Below are 17,606 nucleotides of genomic sequence, written 5' to 3' on the forward strand. Positions count from 1 at the left end.
TTACTGAATAACGGGGGAACGTTATGGATACTAATTTAACAAAGGGAAGTGGAGTATTGAACCAGACGGAATATACCTCAGCAACGGTTCTTTCAACAGCAGCGAATTTTATAATGAATAGGCAAGAACCATTTACTCATACCTTCCGGACTTATATTCGTTTAAGGGAAAATGGTACGTTGAAGTTAAAGTTCTGGCATAGCAACGCGGTGGATTCTACATGGGATCAAGGGCAAGAAGCTGTAGGCAGTGAACCTGGAGGCGACTGGGTTATCGAGACAGCTTATATCGCTGACGGAGGAACAGAACCAGACGGAACAATAGCTGAGAATACACAGCATGAGCTTACCTTTGAGGGCAAAGCCTCAAAATCCGTTACGGCTGGCGAATGTTTCTGGAGTGATGAGACAAGCATTGTTCTGCCGGAGGGTCATTACTTGGCGTTTACGTGGACGATTAAGACACTCACTGCAGGTAAATCGATTCCTTTCAATGTTGAAGGGATGCTGGTTTCAGCTTATGACGCGCCCGGAAATCTTGCCGCACAACAATCAGCGGATGGTTTTACAGCGTCTGATAATCTTTTGGTACTGCCAAGCTTCATTGGGTATAAGAAATCTGTTACCAAGAAACTAGTATTCTTGGGGGATTCGATTACTCAAGGTGTGCGGACATTAAAGGATGAGTACGAATATTGGGTCGCGAGAATTGCGGATGGCCTTGGCACGGATATTGGTGTATGGAATCTTGGCTCTGGCTGGGCTAGAGCTTATGATGTCGCCGCGGATGGTCCATGGCTAAACAAAACTAAGCAAAGTGATGAAGTGATGATCGTACTCGGAGTAAATGATATTGATATTGGCTGCCGTTCGGCGGACGAGCTTCTTGGTGACTTGCAGACCATTATTTCTAAGATCAAGGGGGCAAATGCTGAAGCTAATATTATTCTAAGTACGGTGCCACCGTTCAATTTTCAGGGTGAAAGAGAAGAAACTTGGCGCAAGGTGAATCGTGAGATTTTGTCTAATCCGCCTATAGGTGTGAGCCGGGTGTTTGATATAGCAAGCCTATTGTCATTGCCTGCACCAGACGATCACCGGATCAGACCAGAGTTTATGAGTGGAACAGACGACCCGCATCCGAACGGCATAGCCGGTAAGACGGTCGCGGACGCCTTTTTAAAAATATAAGAAAATATAAGTTTCACGCTATACATTATCTTTATATTTCTGCGAGAAAACGGTTGTCTTCCATAAAGGAGACAACCGTTTTCTCGTAGCGTGGTATTAATTAAATTTTAAACTGGTTTCGATAGTCCTTGGGTGATACACCAACCTGTTTCTTGAATACCTTGCTAAAATACTTCACATCATGAAACCCCACCATTTCGGAAATTTGCGACAGCTTTAGACGAGGGTTCTGCATAAGCAATTTAGCTTTATCTATCCGGACGTTAACGATGAAATCGGAGAAATTAATGCCGTATTCCTGTTTGAACCGGCGTGAAATATATTCGCGGCTAACAAAGAACTTTCCGGCAATCTCCTGCAAGGATAGATCAGAGGCATAATTAAGTTCGATATATTTCACGATATCATGCATAGGATTGCTTTCTTTAGCTTGTTTAGCGGCTATCACTTCTGATATTCGCTCCATCAGATCAAATGACCAGTCACGCCAAGCAAATAAGGAGAACGAGTAACCATTCGTATAAGGAGCTGGGTGAAGCTGGTCGGCCTGTTCTAACTCGGCTAGTGCGCTATCGGCATCAGGGCCTAACGTTTCCCGTACCAACTGGGAACGAAATAAGAGTGCATCATTCTTCCACGAGTTTAGAATCTCCGGTGTAACAATTCCGCATCGGCTAAGCTCGTCCACCCAGTGCTGTGCTGCCGCGGACAATACATCAGAGCTTCCGCTGATGACCGCCATTTTCCAATCTTCCTTCACATGTGCGAAGATCGTCGGCGATGCATGTCCTTGAATTTCTGTCTTTGCGTTTTCATTGCGCTCTTTAAACTCTTCGGAGGAAGTAGAAAAATGGCAGTAATCCTCATGAATTAATAAATTTCTACGCTGTAAGGCCTCAGCCACCTCTGCACGCTGATAAGATAATTGCTTAGGCAGGCTGCCGATGCAGCTAATTCCGAAATGCATTCGGACCTGCAATGTAGAGTAGATCCCCTGATTAATTCTCCCTATAAGCTCAACAACAGACGTTTGGATATCCCATAGAATGATGGCAATCTCCGAAGGGCCTCCCCAGTAACGAAAAGCCACACCCTTACGCTGACCTTGCAAAAATTCATTACAAATATTGACGATAGCGTAGTTCAGGAGACCGGTGTCTCCTCCAAAACGGTTAAGTAGGAGATTATTTCCTGTATCTGTCTGCACCAGTATTAGGCGTGAAGAGAGGACGTTGTCCGGGATAATGCCATCGCTTCGCAACCTCCGAAGAGATAATTCCGAGTTGATCGGATCATCGATTAGCGCGGATAGCAGTTTTTCTCCGTAGATGGGCTTGAACTCATTAAGCTGAATGTTCTGCTTCTGTCGTTCTCTACGGTCAGCTTCCTCTGAACGCCAAGCAGCCACTGCCTTAGCGATTGCTACATTGATTGCCTCCGCTTCAATGGGCTTAAGGATATAATCAATTCCACCATGACGAACAGTCTGGCGCACGAACTCGAAATCATTATGTCCGCTGACCACAATGAATTTGATGTTGCCGGCAAATTCGTTAACCCATGTCATTAATTCTACGCCATTACCGGATTCCATCATCATGTCCATAATGACCAAGGCTGGTTTCGCTTGCCGAATGATCTCAATAGCTTCATTTCCGTTTCCGGCTTCCAGAATTTCATTGATTTGATGTGCGTCCCAGTCGACAAGAAGTCTAACAGCTTTTCTAACTCTCGCCTCGTCATCAACAATTAACGCCTTCATATCGTCTCACGCTCCGCTATAATGTCTATTTCCAGTCTTACAACCACTCCACCTGCTCGGAGGTTGTCCACCGTCAAGATGGCGCTATCTCCGCATACGAGCTTGAGCCGAGCCAGAACGTTCGGCAGACCAATACCAGATCCTGTAGCTTCCTTGTCTTGCTCTGTATTTCTTAATAAATCTATATCTGTTCTAGTGGAATGTTGAAGCTTCTGCCGCAAAAGATCCAGTTTCGCTGAAGGGATAGCATTTCCATTGTTTTGAATACAGATTTCCATTCGCTTGTCGCCCAATTTGGCCGCGGTGATCTCAACAAATCCGTCTGAGCGGGAATGGTTAAAACCGTGTTTGAAATAGTTTTCTACAATAGGCTGCAGAATCATCTTAGGCATAAATGTCTCTAAAAGAGCTTCCTCCATATCGTAACGGAAACTGAATTTATTTTCAAAACGTTCCTTCTGTAGTTCGATGTAAGCTTTAACATGATCCAGTTCATCCTTAACCGTGACAACCTTCTCCTCATTGTACATGCTGTAGCGCATCATTTTCGCTAGTGCAGAAAGAAGAGAGTAGATTTGGGGTACTTTAAGTTCCAAGGCAAGCGTACCGATGATCTGCAAGGTGTTGTTAAGGAAATGCGGATTGATTTGCGCTTGCAAAGCCCGCAATTCATTCGTTTTATTAGTTAATTCCAGCTTGTATTCTCTTAGGATCAGATTGTTGATCGTATCCATCATACTGCGGAACCGTTCTGTAACGACACCGATCTCGTCTTTGCCCATGGGACGGATATCGATATCAAGCTTCCCGGTCTGGACCTGATTCATATAGCGGGTCAACTGCTTAATCGGGGCGGTGATTCGAAAAGAGATTAGGATCGTTAGCGTTGTAATTGTAATCAGCAGCAGGACCATCAGTGCTATATTGATCGTTGCCGCCTCATTGGCTTCTCGGAAAAGATAAGATACGGGAATCTGCTTCACCAGCGTCCAATTTAACCCTGGACCTTCGATATTCTGGTAAATAAACATAGCTTTATCCTCTTCAAAGTATCCTTGTGAGCTTTGCTTGTCCCTGATATTCGTATCGTACCAAGCTGCATTCAGTTTCTTGCCGAATTCTTCACTATTGTCCCCGTAGACAATGTTTCCGTTGCCATCCAGCAGCCAGATTTTCTCCTGCTTCTGATCATATAACTGACTGATGATGTCGGTTAGAGCCGTTAGCTTGACATCAATCGACAGGTAGCCAAGCGCTTTTGTGGTAGGGACTCTTTCGATTCTTCTGTGTAAGGTAAACACTGGCTCCGGTATAAATTGCGGGATCGGTGCCGTTAGGCCGTAGCTATGACTTAAATGCGTACTCTGTAAGGATACCGCAGAATCGGTAGTGATCTTGGAATCAGGATAAGGTGGAACACCCTGCCAACGTTTCGGTGTATTTTGGGTGAGCAGAGTGGCTTTGCTGTCCTTGACACCGTATAAATAGACCTGAGATATGTCAGGCATAGATGATGAAATGTAATTCAGAGAAGAATAAATTCGTGCATTTGCTAGCATATCCTCGTATCCAGCTTCGAGAGATCTGTAGAATTCTGAATCTGAATAGACGATAAGGGAGAGTCGATTGATTTCCTGAATCAGACTTTCAATGTTTCTAGTACCTTGAAAGAGAAGGTTCGTATTCTCATCTACTGCTCTTGTTCTTAAGGATTGAGTACTAAAGTGGTAGCTTATAAACATCGTGGCCATAATACAAATTAGTGTTGGAAGTAGGATGAAAACGATCATTTTTGTGCGAATCGTGTTCCATTTCATCGAAATTTGTCACATCCGATCAATATTTTACACCTGAAAGATCACTTCCGTAGGTGTGAGGTGCGCTCAAAAAAACAGATAATATGTGTATAAAGCATAAACAAGTAAGTGAGCAAAAGAAAGGGGGGGACAATAAATGCGCGGCACTAAGTTGTCCCAGTTAGGTCAACAGGTATTCTTCGTTGGTCCTGCAGTTTTGTTTTTTACCTTAATAACGATTATCCCATTTATCATGGGGATGTATTACTCCTTCACAGACTGGAACGGTGTATCCGGTAATGTAAGTTGGGTAGGATTTCAAAACTTCACCACTATATTTACGAATGACCCCGACTTCTGGTCTTCCTTTTGGTTTACCGTAAGATTTACTGTGTTAGGTGTAATTTTGACTAATGTGGTAGGGTTTTTCCTAGCTTATCTGTTAACGAAACCATTAAAGACACGTAACATGCTTCGGACGATCTTCTTTATGCCGAACGTTATTGGGGGATTGTTGCTCGGGTTCATCTGGCAATTTATCTTCATCAAAGGGTTCGCAACAATGGGAGAACTCACAGGCTGGTCGTTCTTTAATCTTCCTTGGCTGGGTGATGCAACAACCGGCTTCTGGGCGATTGTAATGGTTTTTGTTTGGCAGTCTTCCGGTTATCTAATGGTTATCTACATCGCTTCTCTCAGTAACGTATCGAAAGAAGTCCTGGAAGCGGCTGATATTGATGGTGCCTCCCGTTGGCAGGTACTACGCAGCATTGTAGTTCCGTTGATTATGCCGGCTGTAACCATTGGTTTGTTCTTGGCCATTTCTTGGTCCTTCAAAATGTTTGACCTTAACCTTTCCTTGACGAAAGGCGGACCGTTCAAATCTACAGAATCAGTTGCTATGAATATTTACAATGAAGCCTTCCTGAACAATCGTTACGGTCTGGGTACTGCTAAAGCGCTGCTGTTCTTCGTTATCGTGGCGATTATCACTCTGATTCAAGTCCGTATTACGAAGAGCAAGGAGGTAGAAGCTTAATGAACGCCAAGACAAAAAGCAGATGGAATATCGGCGTGGAAGTGTTGATGATTCTTCTGGCCCTGCTCTTCCTGTCTCCATTTTATTTCTTGCTAGCAAACTCAGTGAAATCGTTCGGTGAAATTCTGAGTGATGCTGCAAGCTGGCCACAGACATTTATGTGGTCGAACTATACAAGTGCTTGGAAATTGGCACGTTTCGGTGAAGCTTTCCGAAATTCGGTCATCATAACGGTTATCAGTGTTATTCTAATTTCTCTGTTTAGTGCGATGGCTTCCTATCGTATGGTTCGGGCGAATACGAAATTTAATCAGTTTTTGTTACTGTTGTTCGTAGCCGCAATGGTTGTTCCGTTTCAAACGATCATGATTCCAATCTTGAAAGTTGTAAATGTAATGGGAGTAAACAACTCCTTCCTGGGTTTGATTATCACGAATCTAGGGATCAGTGTTCCAATGGCAATCTTTCTATTCCACGGCTTTATCAAGTCCGTTCCGCTTGAAATTGAAGAGGCGGCTACAGTTGATGGATGTAATCCAATTACCGTATTCTTCCGCATAGTACTTCCTTTGCTGAAGCCAATGGTAATGACAACGATCGTGCTTAATGCACTTGGGATATGGAATGACTATCTGCTGCCTTCCTTGATTCTTCAGGCACCAGAACTTCGGACCATTCCGCTGGCGACCTTCTCCTTCTTTGGTCAATACACCAAACAATGGGATATGGCGCTTCCGGCTCTCGTAATCGGGATTGCTCCAATTATCATTTTCTATCTGTTCATGCAGCGTTACATTGTTGAGGGAATAGCGGCTGGCTCGGTGAAAGGTTAACACCGAGCCCTCCGTTCCAAATATTTCATAAGTAGTCCACTATCTTAAGGGGGAAAATATAATGAATAAGAAACGCTCGGCAGTTGCACTTTCGGCAGTAATGGCGATGAGTTTAGCATTAACAGCATGCGGTGGAGGCAATAACGCTTCTAGTAACTCACAAAATGGAAGCGCTGGCACAGATAAAGGTGAAGTAAAGACGGTTAAGATCTTTCAATTCAAAACTGAAATCGTTGAAGGTCTTAATGAGCTTAAGGTTGAATTTGAAAAAGAACACCCTAACATCAAGCTGGATATTCAAACCGTTGGTGGTGGTGCCGATTACGCTGCAGCACTGAAGACTAAGTTTGCTTCCGGCGACGCGCCTGACATTTTCTCAAATGGCGGATATGCTGAAATGGAGCTTTGGGGAGATAAGATGGAAGATCTGTCCGATCAACCTTGGGTGAAAGATCTGATTCCTATGGCAGCAGAGCCAATGACTAAAGACGGTAAAGTGTACGGTATGCCAATGAACCTTGAAGGAATTGGTTTTGTATATAACAAAGACCTGTTCGAAAAAGCAGGAATCACTGAAACTCCTAAAACATTGTCACAACTAGAAGATGCAGCTAAGAAATTGCAAGCGATTGGCGTAACTCCATTTGGTAATGCGTATCAAGAATGGTGGCTCCTTGGTAACCAAGGGATCAGCGTAGCATTCGCTCAACAAGATGATGTAAATGGCTTCATTAAGAGCTTGAATGACGGTACGGGTACAATCGTAGGTAACAAAGTGTTTGAAGATTGGAGCAACTTGCTCAACTTGACTTTGAAATACGGACAAAAAAATCCGTTGACTACAGATGCTAACACTCACTTGGCTATGTTTGCTAAAGGTGAAACTGCAATGATGCAAGAAGGTAACTGGGCACAAACCCTTGTTGATAACATTACACCTGACATGAACATCGGTATGTTCCCTATGCCAATCAATGAAGATGCTGCAAAGAATGACAAAATGACTGTAGGTATTCCTGCAAACCTTGTTATCAACAAAGATTCCGGATCTAAAGAAGAAGCTAAAACATTCTTGAACTGGTTGGTAACTTCAGATATGGGTAAAGAGTACATCGTTAAAAAATGGAAATTCATCCCTGCGTTGTCCACCATCGAAGCAACTCCTGAAGATATCGGTAAGCTTGGATCTGACGTATGGAACTATGTAAAAGAAGACAAAGTGTATGGTTTGCAATCCTCTAAATTCCCTGACGGTGTAACTCAAGAATTTGCTAGTGTGATTCAACAGATGATCGCTGGCAAGGTTGATGTGAATGGCTGGATGACAGGCATGCAAGCAGCTTGGGACAAGCTTAAGAAATAAGTGAAGCTCGTTCATAAAGAAGTTTAAAATGGACTAGTGGTTAACAAAGGCGTTCTCCGTATACCTCATCATTATGAGACGGGGAGCGCCTTTTATTTTGGTGATAACAAGATAGGGGGAGAGGACGCCGGTGAAGCGATATGATCTTATTCAGATAGGTGTGGACTATTACCCGGAGCATTGGGAAGAATCCATGTGGGAACCAGATATCAAATTAATGAAGGAAACAGGTGTCAAGGTAGTTCGAGTCGCCGAGTTTGCATGGAGCCGGTTAGAGATAGCGGAGGGCAATTACCAGTTCGGTTGGCTGGACCGCGCGCTGGATCTTTTTCATAAGTATGGATTACAGGTTGTGATTGGTACGCCCACAGCTACACCTCCTAGATGGTTAACTACGAAATTTCAGGACGTTTTGCCGCTATTTGCGAAGGGAGAGACCTTTCATCCGGGGGTACGCGGACACCGCTGCTATAATAGTACATCTTTGCGCGAATACGGAAGTCGTATCACGCAGCGACTTGCGGAGCACTATAGTGAACACCCTGCCGTTATTGGTTGGCAGACTGATAATGAATTCGGGATGTTAGATTGTCATTGTGATGCTTGTAATATAGCTTTTCGCACTTGGGTGAAAGCCAAGTATGGCAGCCTTGATCGAATGAATGCAGAGTGGGGAACGGTTGTGTGGAGTGGAGAATATAGCGATTGGAATGAGCTTACTGTTCCACTGGGCGGATCACCACATCAGAATCCATCATTCCTGCTAGATTATCAGCGGTTTCAGTGGGATTCGGTGGTAGCATTCCAGAAGACCCAGATTGATATTTTGCGGTCTGTTTGTCCGCAGCATTTTATCACTCATAACTTTCATAGCTATCCGCAGCGTCTGGATATGTACGCAGTCGGTGCTGATCTGGATGTCGCTGCATTTGACTATTATCCGAATACTTCGCCAACCAAGCAAGCGACAACACCATATAGCGGAGCACTTTCACTAGATGTAACCCGTGGTATTAAACGTCAAAACTTCTGGATCATGGAGCAGCTAAGTGGTTCACCAGGTTGTTGGATGCCGATGTGGAGAACGCCGTATCCTGGGATGATTCGTGCTTATGCGTGGCAGACGATAGCCAGAGGTGCGGATACCGTCGTTCATTTCCGCTGGCGTAGTGCAGTCGCGGGAGCAGAGCAATTCTGGCACGGACTGATTGATCACAGCAATGTCCCAGGACGCAGGTTTGCGGAGTTCACTCAGCTATGCCATGAGGTTAATACACTCGGGGAGAAGCTGACTGGAACGACGCTAAAGAATGAAGTAGCTATACTCCATTCTCATGAAGAAAAAGCAGCGCTGGATATTCAGCCTCAGGCTGAAGGATTCGATTATTATGAGAATATTAAACAGATACACCGTGCAGTGACGAAGCTCGGTATGGGTTGCGATGTTATCGATTTTAGACAATCGCTGGATGGTTATAAAGTAGTGATTGCTCCGAATTTATATTTGCTGGATGAGGAGATTGTACGTAGTTTGGAGGATTTTGCACTAGCTGGCGGAACTTTGCTTATTACCAATCGAAGTGGCGTGAAAACTACAAATAACATCGCAGTCATGCAGCCACTACCGGGGCTACTGAGCTATTGCACAGGGGTTGAAGTGCTGGAGTATGATCCAATAGGTGCTGAAACCCATAAGGTCGTTGATGCTGAGGGGAACCAATATGAATGCACGCAGTGGTGCGACATCCTGAGACCTGTTGTGGCATGGCCGATTGCATGGTATGGCGATGATTTCTATAGTGGAACTCCGGCTGTAACCGTCAATGCTTTTGGAAAAGGTCAGGTTTATTACTTTGGGACTCATATGGAAGAGAGATTCTGGTCAGTTTTATTGGAGCGCCTTTCCAAACAGCAGGGGCTGTTTAGATTTGAGGGTTTGCCGGATGGAGTACAGGCCTCTGTGCGCTCGGGAGATCAAGGAAGCTTCTTATTCTTGCTTAATTTGAGCCGGGAGTCTGTGACGATCCCGTTGCCGCAGGAGTATAACAGTCTGCTGAACCACTCGATTTGTTCAGGAGAGCTGCAGCTTGAGCCGTATGGTGTGGATATTCTGGAGATGTAAAAGATTCTGAGTAATTGCTGATGGGGAGAGGGCTTTATCTCCTTGAGGGTTAACCCTTGTGATTGTGATTGAGATTGAGATTTGTGATATGTGATTGCACTCTGTGCAATAGAATTCCTTTTTGGGTGGGAGGAATTTGAATCTGTTGCACTTTGTGCAATCAGATTAATGGTAAACGTCGATTTTGATGGGTTTCACCAGATTCTAATGCACGAAGTGCAATAGAATGCTCGAAATGAGATGAAAAGGCACATTCTATTGCATGAAGTGCAATTAAATGTACTCCTTGGGTCGGGAGAGCTGTCGAGGCAAGCCAGTTGGTATGGTGCGGAATGCTGCACTGGAGTGGAAGGCGAGTTGGTGTGGCGTGGAATGCTACGCAGGAGCAGAGGGCGAGTTTGTACGGTGCGGAATAGCTGCACTTTCTACACTTATTTTATGCTCTCGGGCTATGAAATGGATTTAGTTGTATTTAGTGCAGCTATAATGCGAAATATCGCGGTTCACAGCCAAATGCTGAGAATATAACTGCACAGAATACACTTATATGGATATTTTTTGCTGAACAGGCTGATTTAAGTGTACAAAATGCAGTTACTCTGACACACATGCCATACTAATGAGATCCACACAGCGATAAGCTCTGTCATACGCAACCTTATGTAGCATTTCACCACGCAGGAGGCGATTAAGCTTTACACCTTAGAGTATTAGTGAAGTCGTCTAAACTGCTCCGGTGTAGTCCCTGACTGCTTGCGAAAGGTGGCAACATAATGGCTAACATCACGGAAGCCTACTCTCTGCGAGATGATTTTTACGGTAAGATCCGGCTGGCTTACAAGCATTTCTTTGCTTTTACGGATACGTAGCCGTACGAAATAGGCATAAGGAGATAGCCCAAAGGTTTGTATGAATAGATTGTTGAGATATCGCCCTGAGACGCCGAGCTGATCGGCTAGATCGTTAAGTCCGAGATCAGGATCACCATAATGGCTGTCCATCCATTTTAGAAGCGGCTGCAGCTTATCCACATTGCGGGATATCGTTGTGTTGTTATGCAGTTGCCCATATTTGCTTAAAGTAAGCAGAAAGCGATAAGCATCAGTGGAGGCAGTCAGACCAAACATGTCCTGTGAGGCATCATACTGATCAAGTATTTCTCTTAGCAGCTTGGAGAGAGGCGCCTCTTTTTCCCAGCGGTAAAAAGAATTCATATTCATCCCCAGCGTCTCCAAAATAGACCCTGCAGAGCTGCCTCCGAACGTTAAATAAGAGGTGCTCCAGTTAGCAGCCGAAGCTTCATAGCGATGTGGAGTATAGGGGAGAAGTAATACACCACTGCCTGCGGGAAGGGAGAAGCTTTTATTCTCAAAATGAATCACCCCTTCACCAGACGCCGTTTGGAGCCAATGATAGGTTTCGTAGCCATCTAAGCGGGATACTTTTTCCTGTTGATGATTGTGACCGATACTGTCTAATGTGATAGGTAGATCCTGTCCACCCTCATGGGGGAACACAATTCTACGATGCACGATTCCCTTCAATGACTCCATCTCCTCTTAGTTCCATATTCTTATATGCTGGGAAGATTATTTTATATTTATAGCGTCAGGTTAACCGATTACAATATATATATAATTATACTATAAAGGATGTGCGAAGTGTGATTAACGATAAATTACCTAAGATTTGGTACGGTGGAGATTACAATCCAGAGCAATGGGATGCGCCTGTATGGGCAGAGGATGAGCGTATGTTTAAGCTGGCAGGAATTGATGTTGCCACAATTAATGTGTTTTCCTGGGCGCTGATCCAACCTTCCGAAGACACTTATGATTTCTCATCACTAGATGAATTAATGGATAGACTATATAAAAATGGTACTTACGTATGTCTGGCAACAGGTACAGGAGCGCACCCAGCTTGGATGGCTCATCGTTATCCTGAAGTTACTCGTGTTGATGTGAAGGGCAGAAAACGCAAGTTCGGTGGACGTCATAACTCGAATCCAAACAGTCCGGTTTACCGCAAGTTTGCAGCGAAGCTGGCAGGAAAGCTGGCTGAACGTTATAAGGATCATCCGGCGCTTGTAGCTTGGCACGTTTCGAATGAGTTCAGTAACTATGATTATTCTGATTTATCTGAAGCGGCGTTCCGTGTCTGGTTGAAGGATCGTTATGGTTCTCTGGATGCATTAAACAAAGCGTGGAATACACGTTTTTGGGGACATACGTTTTATGATTGGGAAGAAATTGTACTGCCTAGTGAGCTGAGTGAAGAATGGGACGGCAACCGTACCAACTTCCAAGGCATTTCATTAGACTTCCGCAGATTTATGTCGCATAGCTTGCTGGAATGCTACAAAATTGAGAGCGATGCGATTAAGGAGCACAGTCCTAATGTACCTGTTACCACTAACTTGATGGGCTTTTATGATGAATTGGACTATTTTGAGTGGGCAAAACATATGGACGTCATTTCTTGGGATAACTATCCTTCACTGGATACACCGGTCAGCTTTACAGCCATGACGCATGATCTCATGCGTGGATTGAAGAATGGACAACCGTTCATGCTGATGGAGCAAACACCTAGCCAGCAGAACTGGCAACCCTATAACTCTTTGAAACGTCCAGGGGTTATGCGCTTGTGGAGTTATCAGGCTGTTGCGCGTGGTGCAGACACTGTTCTTTTCTTCCAGCTGCGTCGTTCAATTGGTGCATGTGAGAAGTATCATGGAGCTGTTATTGAGCATGTCGGACATGAGCATACGCGTGTATTCCGTGAATGCGCTGAGCTAGGGAAAGAGCTGGGACAGCTTGGAGATCAGCTATTGGATGCGCGTAGTGCAGCTAAAGTGGGGATTATTTATGACTGGGAAAACCGCTGGGCGATCAACCTTTCAAGCGGACCATCCGTAGCTTTGGATTATGTGAATGAGATTCATAAATATTATGATGCACTCTACCAACAAAATATCGAAGCCGATATGATCGGTGTCGAAGAGAATCTGTTCAAATATGAGATTGTAATCGCACCTGTGATGTATATGGTTAAGCCGGGTTTTGCTGAGAAGGTTGAAGCTTTTGTAAAAGCAGGCGGTACATTCATTACGACTTATTTCAGCGGAATTGTTAATGAGAACGACCTCGTAACCGTAGGTGGCTACCCTGGGGAACTGCGCAACGTACTCGGGATCTGGGCTGAGGAAATTGATGCACTGCTGCCAGGGATGAGCAATGAGATTGTGATGGACAAAGCGTGGGGCAATTTGAGTGGTTCTTACAAATGTGATCTGCTCTGCGATCTGATTCATGCCGAAGGTGCTGAGGTTTTGGCAGAGTACGGATCTGATTTCTATAAAGGAATGCCAGCCTTGACTGTGAATAACTTTGGTGAAGGTAAAGCGTATTACGTGGCTACCAGCCCAGAAGCGGGATTCTTGAAAGGATTCTTAGCCAATCTGTGTGCCGACAAGAACATTCAGCCGCTAGTAACTGCACCGGAAGGTATCGAATCTGTGCAACGTGTGAAGGAAGGCGTATCCTACCTATTCTTGCTGAACCACACCACTGGTGATTTGAGTGCGGATATTGGTGCTACTGAGCGTACGGATCTTCTGACTGGCAATAAAGTTAGCGGTTCTGCTGTTGTGCCAGCCCGTGGAGTATTGATTTTGTCGGATAAGAACTAATTCGTAGTATATATAAAAAGATCTCCGGGGAACCAGCTTGTCCCCGGAGATCTTTTTTTGTGGTGCAGCATTTCATTAGCTGCTGCTGCTCGCGCTGTCATCTGGAGTAGCTCCACCCGGATTGCCATTACTTAATGTAATGCTCTCCGCCACGGTGGAATCTGATTTAAGTGTGTATTGGATAATATCATCAGCCTTCAGTTCTGCTAAGGTGATCACATTTTCTTGACGCGTGCCATTGTCGAAGGTAACCGCTACGATTTTAGTATCTGCATCAATCGTAATGTCTGTGGTTTCATCGGAGAAGCTTTGCTGCATTCTACCTCCCTGTGGCCCACCGCCTTGTCCGCCACCTTCCGGCATTTCCCCTTGTGGCATGCCACTCTCGGGCGCAGCGCCATTTCCTGTACTTTGATCGCCATCAGGTCTTTCCGGCGGGGTACCGCCTTGACTGTTCTGCCCGTCACCTTCTCCAGCACCTTGTCGGGGCATAGACATGTCTGATTTATAGATGGTAAGGGTAGTATCGCTTACACTCTTAATCTTACCGAAATTCATGGACATATTAGGTCCGCCATTCTGTTGATCGCCGTTTGCTTGTGGTTGTTTGGCTGCTGAACCCCTGTCTGCTTGGTTATTTGCAGCAGTTGTTCCTTCGGCCTCCGAATTCGCGCTGCAGCCAGCCAATAATAGAGAAGCGAGTAGGCCTCCAGATATTAGAATAGGGACGAACTTTCTCATTTTTTATTCCTCCTTAGTAGGTTAAAGATAGATTAGGAGAAATATAACAAACAGTTCTGAAAGTTTGCTTAATTTCCGCTGAGAGTTTGCCTAAAGAAATGAAATATGCAAATGTTATATAATGAACAAATATGTAGACTTAAAGGATAAGCCAACGACCAGGAAAGAGGCAGCACATGAAGACTTTACTAGTAACAGGGTATCGTGCGCACGAGCTCGGTATTTTTGACAATAAGCATCTAGGGATTCCTTATATCAAAAAGGCACTAGCTAACCGATTAAAACCTTTGATTGAAGAAGGCGTGGAATGGGTGATTACGCCCGGCCAGTATGGTGTGGATCTGTGGGCATGCGAAGTGGTGAGCGAACTTAAGCTGCAATATCCGGACTTGAAGCTTGGGATCATTACAGCGCATACTGGTCAGGAAGAGAAATGGAAAGAAGAAAAGCAGAACGAGTATCGGCGTATTATTGCGGGTGCGGATTTCTTCGGGGCGGTCAGTAATGCTCCTTATGACGGTAGCTGGCAGTTTCGGGCTAGAGACGATTTGTTGTTCCGCAAAAGTGACGGAATATTGCTCTTTTATGATGAGGATGCGGCGGAGGGGAGTCCGAAGTTTTTTAAAGAGCGGGCGCTGAAGCTGCATGCTGAAGGAGAGTATGAGTTGTTTCTAATTCACTCTGATGAAATTCAGAATATTGCCGATGAAGAGAATCAACGTGACTATGAGTAAATATATGTAAATTTCGGAAAAGTAAAAGCCCGTAAACAGTGAATGAGACCATCACCGTTTACGGGCTTTTTGATATAAGAAGTGATCAGATAAAACTCTTTAGTGATGGTGCTTTTCGCACCTTGTAGTTTTGTTCATATGCATAGGCGAGCTTGATGAGTGTAGGCTCCTGATAAGCTTTCGCTGAGAAAGTTACACCGAAGGGGGCGCCGGCTGATGTATAACCGGAAGGCACAACGATGGACGGATATCCTGCTCTGGAGGTAATTCTGGCGCCGAAATCGGCGGGGAACAGCAGGGCATCCAGATTGTGCTCCTTCATGGTGGCGTCGATGCCTTCTTCCTTACATAGTTTTAGGTCAGTCGCACGGTGCAGCAAATACTTTGGTTCGGTTTGTGTGCCGGAAGAGGTATATTCCGCATCTATTAACGTAGCTTGACCATATCTCAAAGTCTCCACAGGATGTGCATGATTAAAATCAATAATATCCTTCAACGTTCGCATCGGTGCCCCAGGGCCCAAACGAGATAAATAAGCGTTCAAAGCTGTTTTGAATTCATTCAATACCACAGAAGAATAACTAATTTCCCGGGCGGTCTTAATATCCGCAGGATCAATAATAGTAGCTCCAAGCTCTTTCATTCTATCTACAGAAGCATTGAACAGTGCAAGTTGTTCTTCTGTCAGCTCCTCGAAATAATAATCACGCGGGATACCTATTCGGGCGCCTTGCAAGCCATTCTGGTCTAGGAATACAGTGTAATCCTTGTGGATTCTACCTATATTCGTTCCCATTGCTGCATCTTGAGTATCATTGCCGAGCATTGCGTTTAGCAGCAGAACGGCATCACGAACGGTTCTGGCCATAGGGCCAGCAGTATCTTGTGTATTGGATAGCGGAAGGATTCCCGAACGGCTGAGCAGTCCAACAGTTGGCTTAATGCCAATAATGGAGCCCAAGTTACCAGGGTTAAGGATCGATCCCGAGGTCTCTGTGCCAACAGAAACTGTACAAAAGTTACAAGCGACAGCTACCGCGGAACCAGCACTGGAGCCACCTGTTGGTGTAGATATATTGTAGGGGTTAAGGACTTGCCCGCCGCGGGAGCTGTATCCGGAGGGCATGCCGGTTGTCATAAAATTGGCGAATTCGGTCATATTGGCTTTACCCATAATGATTGCTCCGGCTTCACGCAGTTTGGTAACTATAAACGCATCTTCCCCGGCAAAAGAATTCGCCAAAGCCAGCGAGCCCGCGCTAGTATGCATTTTATCCCCGGTATTGATGTTATCCTTCAATAACACAGGTATGCCGTGCAGGGGTCCCCGGGAGCCTTTGATCGTACGTTCAACATCTAGAGATTCTGCGATAAATAATGCATCAGGATTGATCTCCAGCACAGAGTTAATCGTCAGGCCATTTTTGTCATGATCAGCTATGCGTTCATAATACATGAGAACTAGTTGTTTTGACGTAAGTTCTCCGGCTTCTAATGCAGCTTGGATCTCCGGTATAGTGGCTTCTACGATTTCAAAACTCATGTGCGTTCACGCTTCTTTCCCTTAGGATATAGCTTCCCCTTCATCTAACCATAATTTGGGTTTTAGTGGTAGTATTCTTTTTATACTACAAATTATTGAATGATGGTCTCGGTAGTTAGAGGGGATATTAATGTTTTTTATTAGCGAAGTTTTGGGTAGAGCTTGCAAGCGCGCAACTGAAAAAAGGTGTCCAAATGGCCAAAATAAATGGCTGTTAGGACACCTCTTTTTATTTTTTTCTGATAGGAGTTATTATTACCCCTGCTTACTCCTGTGCTGTAAATCCCTCTTCTGCTAAATATTCTTTAGCTTCCTCAAGGGTCTCAAAGGCCATTTCTAGATTAAGGTCGGCATAGACATACCATAAATCATCCTCAAGCTTTAGAGTCAGTGTATGGCCCTCATCATTAGTCCAGAGTGAGTCGGCGGCTGCCGCAGCCTTTTTCTTTCTTTTGCTGGCTACAGGGGCGTCTGGAATGTAAATAGAAAGTGAGGTGATGGAGGCATCCAACAGACTCCGCAGCTCGGATTCCGAGTAGTCGCGAATGTTCACAAAGCCCTTATCATCTGCCTCATAGCCCCGCAATAAGCCTGCGAACACATAACCATTCCCATTAGGATGCAGATGGTAAGCAACGGTTTTCTTATCATGCTGGCTTTCCTCGTAGTGATAGTTCACGCGCCCAAGGGATACGTTTTTACGTTCCAGTTGGGGGTAAGAGTCGAGAATCGCTAATTTTTGTTCAAAAGTAAGCATATACAGCCTCCGGTTTTCGGTGTGATTGTGCA

General features: G+C 44.8%; 14 protein-coding genes. 8 read left to right on the forward strand and 6 right to left on the reverse strand.

The features are described from left to right. Positions 1-23: 23 nt before the first annotated feature. On the forward strand, positions 24-1,190 hold the full coding sequence (locus tag MKY19_RS04320; protein ID WP_339800648.1) for a GDSL-type esterase/lipase family protein: 1,167 nt from the start codon (positions 24-26) through the stop codon (positions 1,188-1,190). A gap of 100 nt (positions 1,191-1,290) precedes the next feature. Here the strand turns inward: MKY19_RS04320 and MKY19_RS04325 are convergent, their stop codons facing one another. Next, positions 1,291-2,952 (reverse strand): helix-turn-helix domain-containing protein, encoded by a 1,662-nt coding sequence (locus tag MKY19_RS04325; RefSeq protein WP_339800651.1) that lies wholly within the window; start codon positions 2,950-2,952, stop codon positions 1,291-1,293. After that, complete coding sequence (locus tag MKY19_RS04330) at positions 2,949-4,769, reverse strand: histidine kinase (protein WP_339800655.1); 1,821 nt, start codon at positions 4,767-4,769, stop codon at positions 2,949-2,951. The genes MKY19_RS04325 and MKY19_RS04330 overlap by 4 nt, the downstream gene beginning before the upstream one ends. A 136-nt stretch (positions 4,770-4,905) precedes the next feature. Between MKY19_RS04330 and MKY19_RS04335 the strand changes: the two genes are divergently transcribed. The 5 genes from MKY19_RS04335 to MKY19_RS04355 all read left to right on the forward strand — a co-directional run bounded on the left by MKY19_RS04335 (position 4,906) and on the right by MKY19_RS04355 (position 10,571). Then, positions 4,906-5,787 (forward strand): sugar ABC transporter permease, encoded by an 882-nt coding sequence (locus MKY19_RS04335; RefSeq protein WP_042185061.1) that lies wholly within the window; start codon positions 4,906-4,908, stop codon positions 5,785-5,787. Then, positions 5,787-6,620: a carbohydrate ABC transporter permease gene (locus tag MKY19_RS04340; protein ID WP_042185063.1), complete on the forward strand. Its 834-nt coding sequence runs from the start codon at positions 5,787-5,789 to the stop codon at positions 6,618-6,620. The genes MKY19_RS04335 and MKY19_RS04340 overlap by 1 nt, the downstream gene beginning before the upstream one ends. A 61-nt stretch (positions 6,621-6,681) precedes the next feature. Further along, the gene (locus tag MKY19_RS04345) at positions 6,682-7,983 is read left to right on the forward strand and encodes an ABC transporter substrate-binding protein (protein WP_042185065.1); all 1,302 of its coding nucleotides are present in this window, start codon (positions 6,682-6,684) and stop codon (positions 7,981-7,983) included. Between the two features lie 130 nt (positions 7,984-8,113). Further along, entirely contained in the window at positions 8,114-10,105 is a 1,992-nt protein-coding gene (locus MKY19_RS04350; protein WP_339800660.1) for a beta-galactosidase, read from the forward strand. 277 nt (positions 10,106-10,382) lie between these two features. After that, positions 10,383-10,571, forward strand: a complete 189-nt coding sequence (locus tag MKY19_RS04355; protein ID WP_339800663.1) for a hypothetical protein — start codon at positions 10,383-10,385, stop codon at positions 10,569-10,571. Between the two features lie 244 nt (positions 10,572-10,815). On the opposite strand, the gene MKY19_RS04360 is transcribed toward MKY19_RS04355, so the two are convergent. Beyond that, positions 10,816-11,649, reverse strand: coding sequence for a helix-turn-helix domain-containing protein (locus MKY19_RS04360; RefSeq protein ID WP_076283846.1), 834 nt, complete (start codon positions 11,647-11,649; stop codon positions 10,816-10,818). 119 nt (positions 11,650-11,768) lie between these two features. On the opposite strand from MKY19_RS04360, the gene MKY19_RS04365 reads away from it, so the two are divergent. Then, positions 11,769-13,799, forward strand: a complete 2,031-nt coding sequence (locus tag MKY19_RS04365) for a beta-galactosidase (RefSeq protein WP_339800666.1) — start codon at positions 11,769-11,771, stop codon at positions 13,797-13,799. Between the two features lie 75 nt (positions 13,800-13,874). Here MKY19_RS04365 and MKY19_RS04370 read toward each other — a convergent pair whose 3' ends face one another. Further along, positions 13,875-14,540 carry a hypothetical protein gene (locus tag MKY19_RS04370; RefSeq protein WP_339800669.1) on the reverse strand — a complete coding sequence of 222 codons (666 nt, stop codon included), beginning with the start codon at positions 14,538-14,540 and terminating at the stop codon, positions 13,875-13,877. A 176-nt stretch (positions 14,541-14,716) separates the two neighbouring features. Here MKY19_RS04370 and MKY19_RS04375 point away from each other — a divergent pair, with 176 nt between their 5' ends. Beyond that, positions 14,717-15,274: a DUF1273 domain-containing protein gene (locus tag MKY19_RS04375; protein ID WP_042185074.1), complete on the forward strand. Its 558-nt coding sequence runs from the start codon at positions 14,717-14,719 to the stop codon at positions 15,272-15,274. A gap of 85 nt (positions 15,275-15,359) precedes the next feature. Here the strand turns inward: MKY19_RS04375 and MKY19_RS04380 are convergent, their stop codons facing one another. Both MKY19_RS04380 and MKY19_RS04385 read right to left on the reverse strand, forming a co-directional pair. After that, positions 15,360-16,817, reverse strand: coding sequence for an amidase family protein (locus MKY19_RS04380; RefSeq protein WP_076299108.1), 1,458 nt, complete (start codon positions 16,815-16,817; stop codon positions 15,360-15,362). A gap of 265 nt (positions 16,818-17,082) precedes the next feature. Next, positions 17,083-17,574, reverse strand: coding sequence for a hypothetical protein (locus MKY19_RS04385; RefSeq protein ID WP_149646426.1), 492 nt, complete (start codon positions 17,572-17,574; stop codon positions 17,083-17,085). Between the last annotated feature and the right edge of the window lie 32 nt (positions 17,575-17,606).

This window comes from Paenibacillus sp. FSL R5-0744 (genome assembly GCF_037972555.1).
In the GTDB taxonomy this organism is placed as follows: Bacteria; Bacillota; Bacilli; order Paenibacillales; family Paenibacillaceae; genus Paenibacillus_AQ.

What these genes read in the sequence shown, in the direction of transcription:
- MKY19_RS04320 (WP_339800648.1), top strand. Translation starts at nt 24, where the DNA reads ATGGATACTAATTTAACAAAGGGAAGTGGAGTATTGAACCAGACGGAA.
- MKY19_RS04325 (WP_339800651.1), bottom strand. Translation starts at nt 2,952, where the DNA reads ATGAAGGCGTTAATTGTTGATGACGAGGCGAGAGTTAGAAAAGCTGTT.
- MKY19_RS04330 (WP_339800655.1), bottom strand. Translation starts at nt 4,769, where the DNA reads ATGAAATGGAACACGATTCGCACAAAAATGATCGTTTTCATCCTACTT.
- MKY19_RS04335 (WP_042185061.1), top strand. Translation starts at nt 4,906, where the DNA reads ATGCGCGGCACTAAGTTGTCCCAGTTAGGTCAACAGGTATTCTTCGTT.
- MKY19_RS04340 (WP_042185063.1), top strand. Translation starts at nt 5,787, where the DNA reads ATGAACGCCAAGACAAAAAGCAGATGGAATATCGGCGTGGAAGTGTTG.
- MKY19_RS04345 (WP_042185065.1), top strand. Translation starts at nt 6,682, where the DNA reads ATGAATAAGAAACGCTCGGCAGTTGCACTTTCGGCAGTAATGGCGATG.
- MKY19_RS04355 (WP_339800663.1), top strand. Translation starts at nt 10,383, where the DNA reads ATGTACTCCTTGGGTCGGGAGAGCTGTCGAGGCAAGCCAGTTGGTATG.
- MKY19_RS04370 (WP_339800669.1), bottom strand. Translation starts at nt 14,540, where the DNA reads ATGAGAAAGTTCGTCCCTATTCTAATATCTGGAGGCCTACTCGCTTCT.
- MKY19_RS04375 (WP_042185074.1), top strand. Translation starts at nt 14,717, where the DNA reads ATGAAGACTTTACTAGTAACAGGGTATCGTGCGCACGAGCTCGGTATT.
- MKY19_RS04380 (WP_076299108.1), bottom strand. Translation starts at nt 16,817, where the DNA reads ATGAGTTTTGAAATCGTAGAAGCCACTATACCGGAGATCCAAGCTGCA.
- MKY19_RS04385 (WP_149646426.1), bottom strand. Translation starts at nt 17,574, where the DNA reads ATGCTTACTTTTGAACAAAAATTAGCGATTCTCGACTCTTACCCCCAA.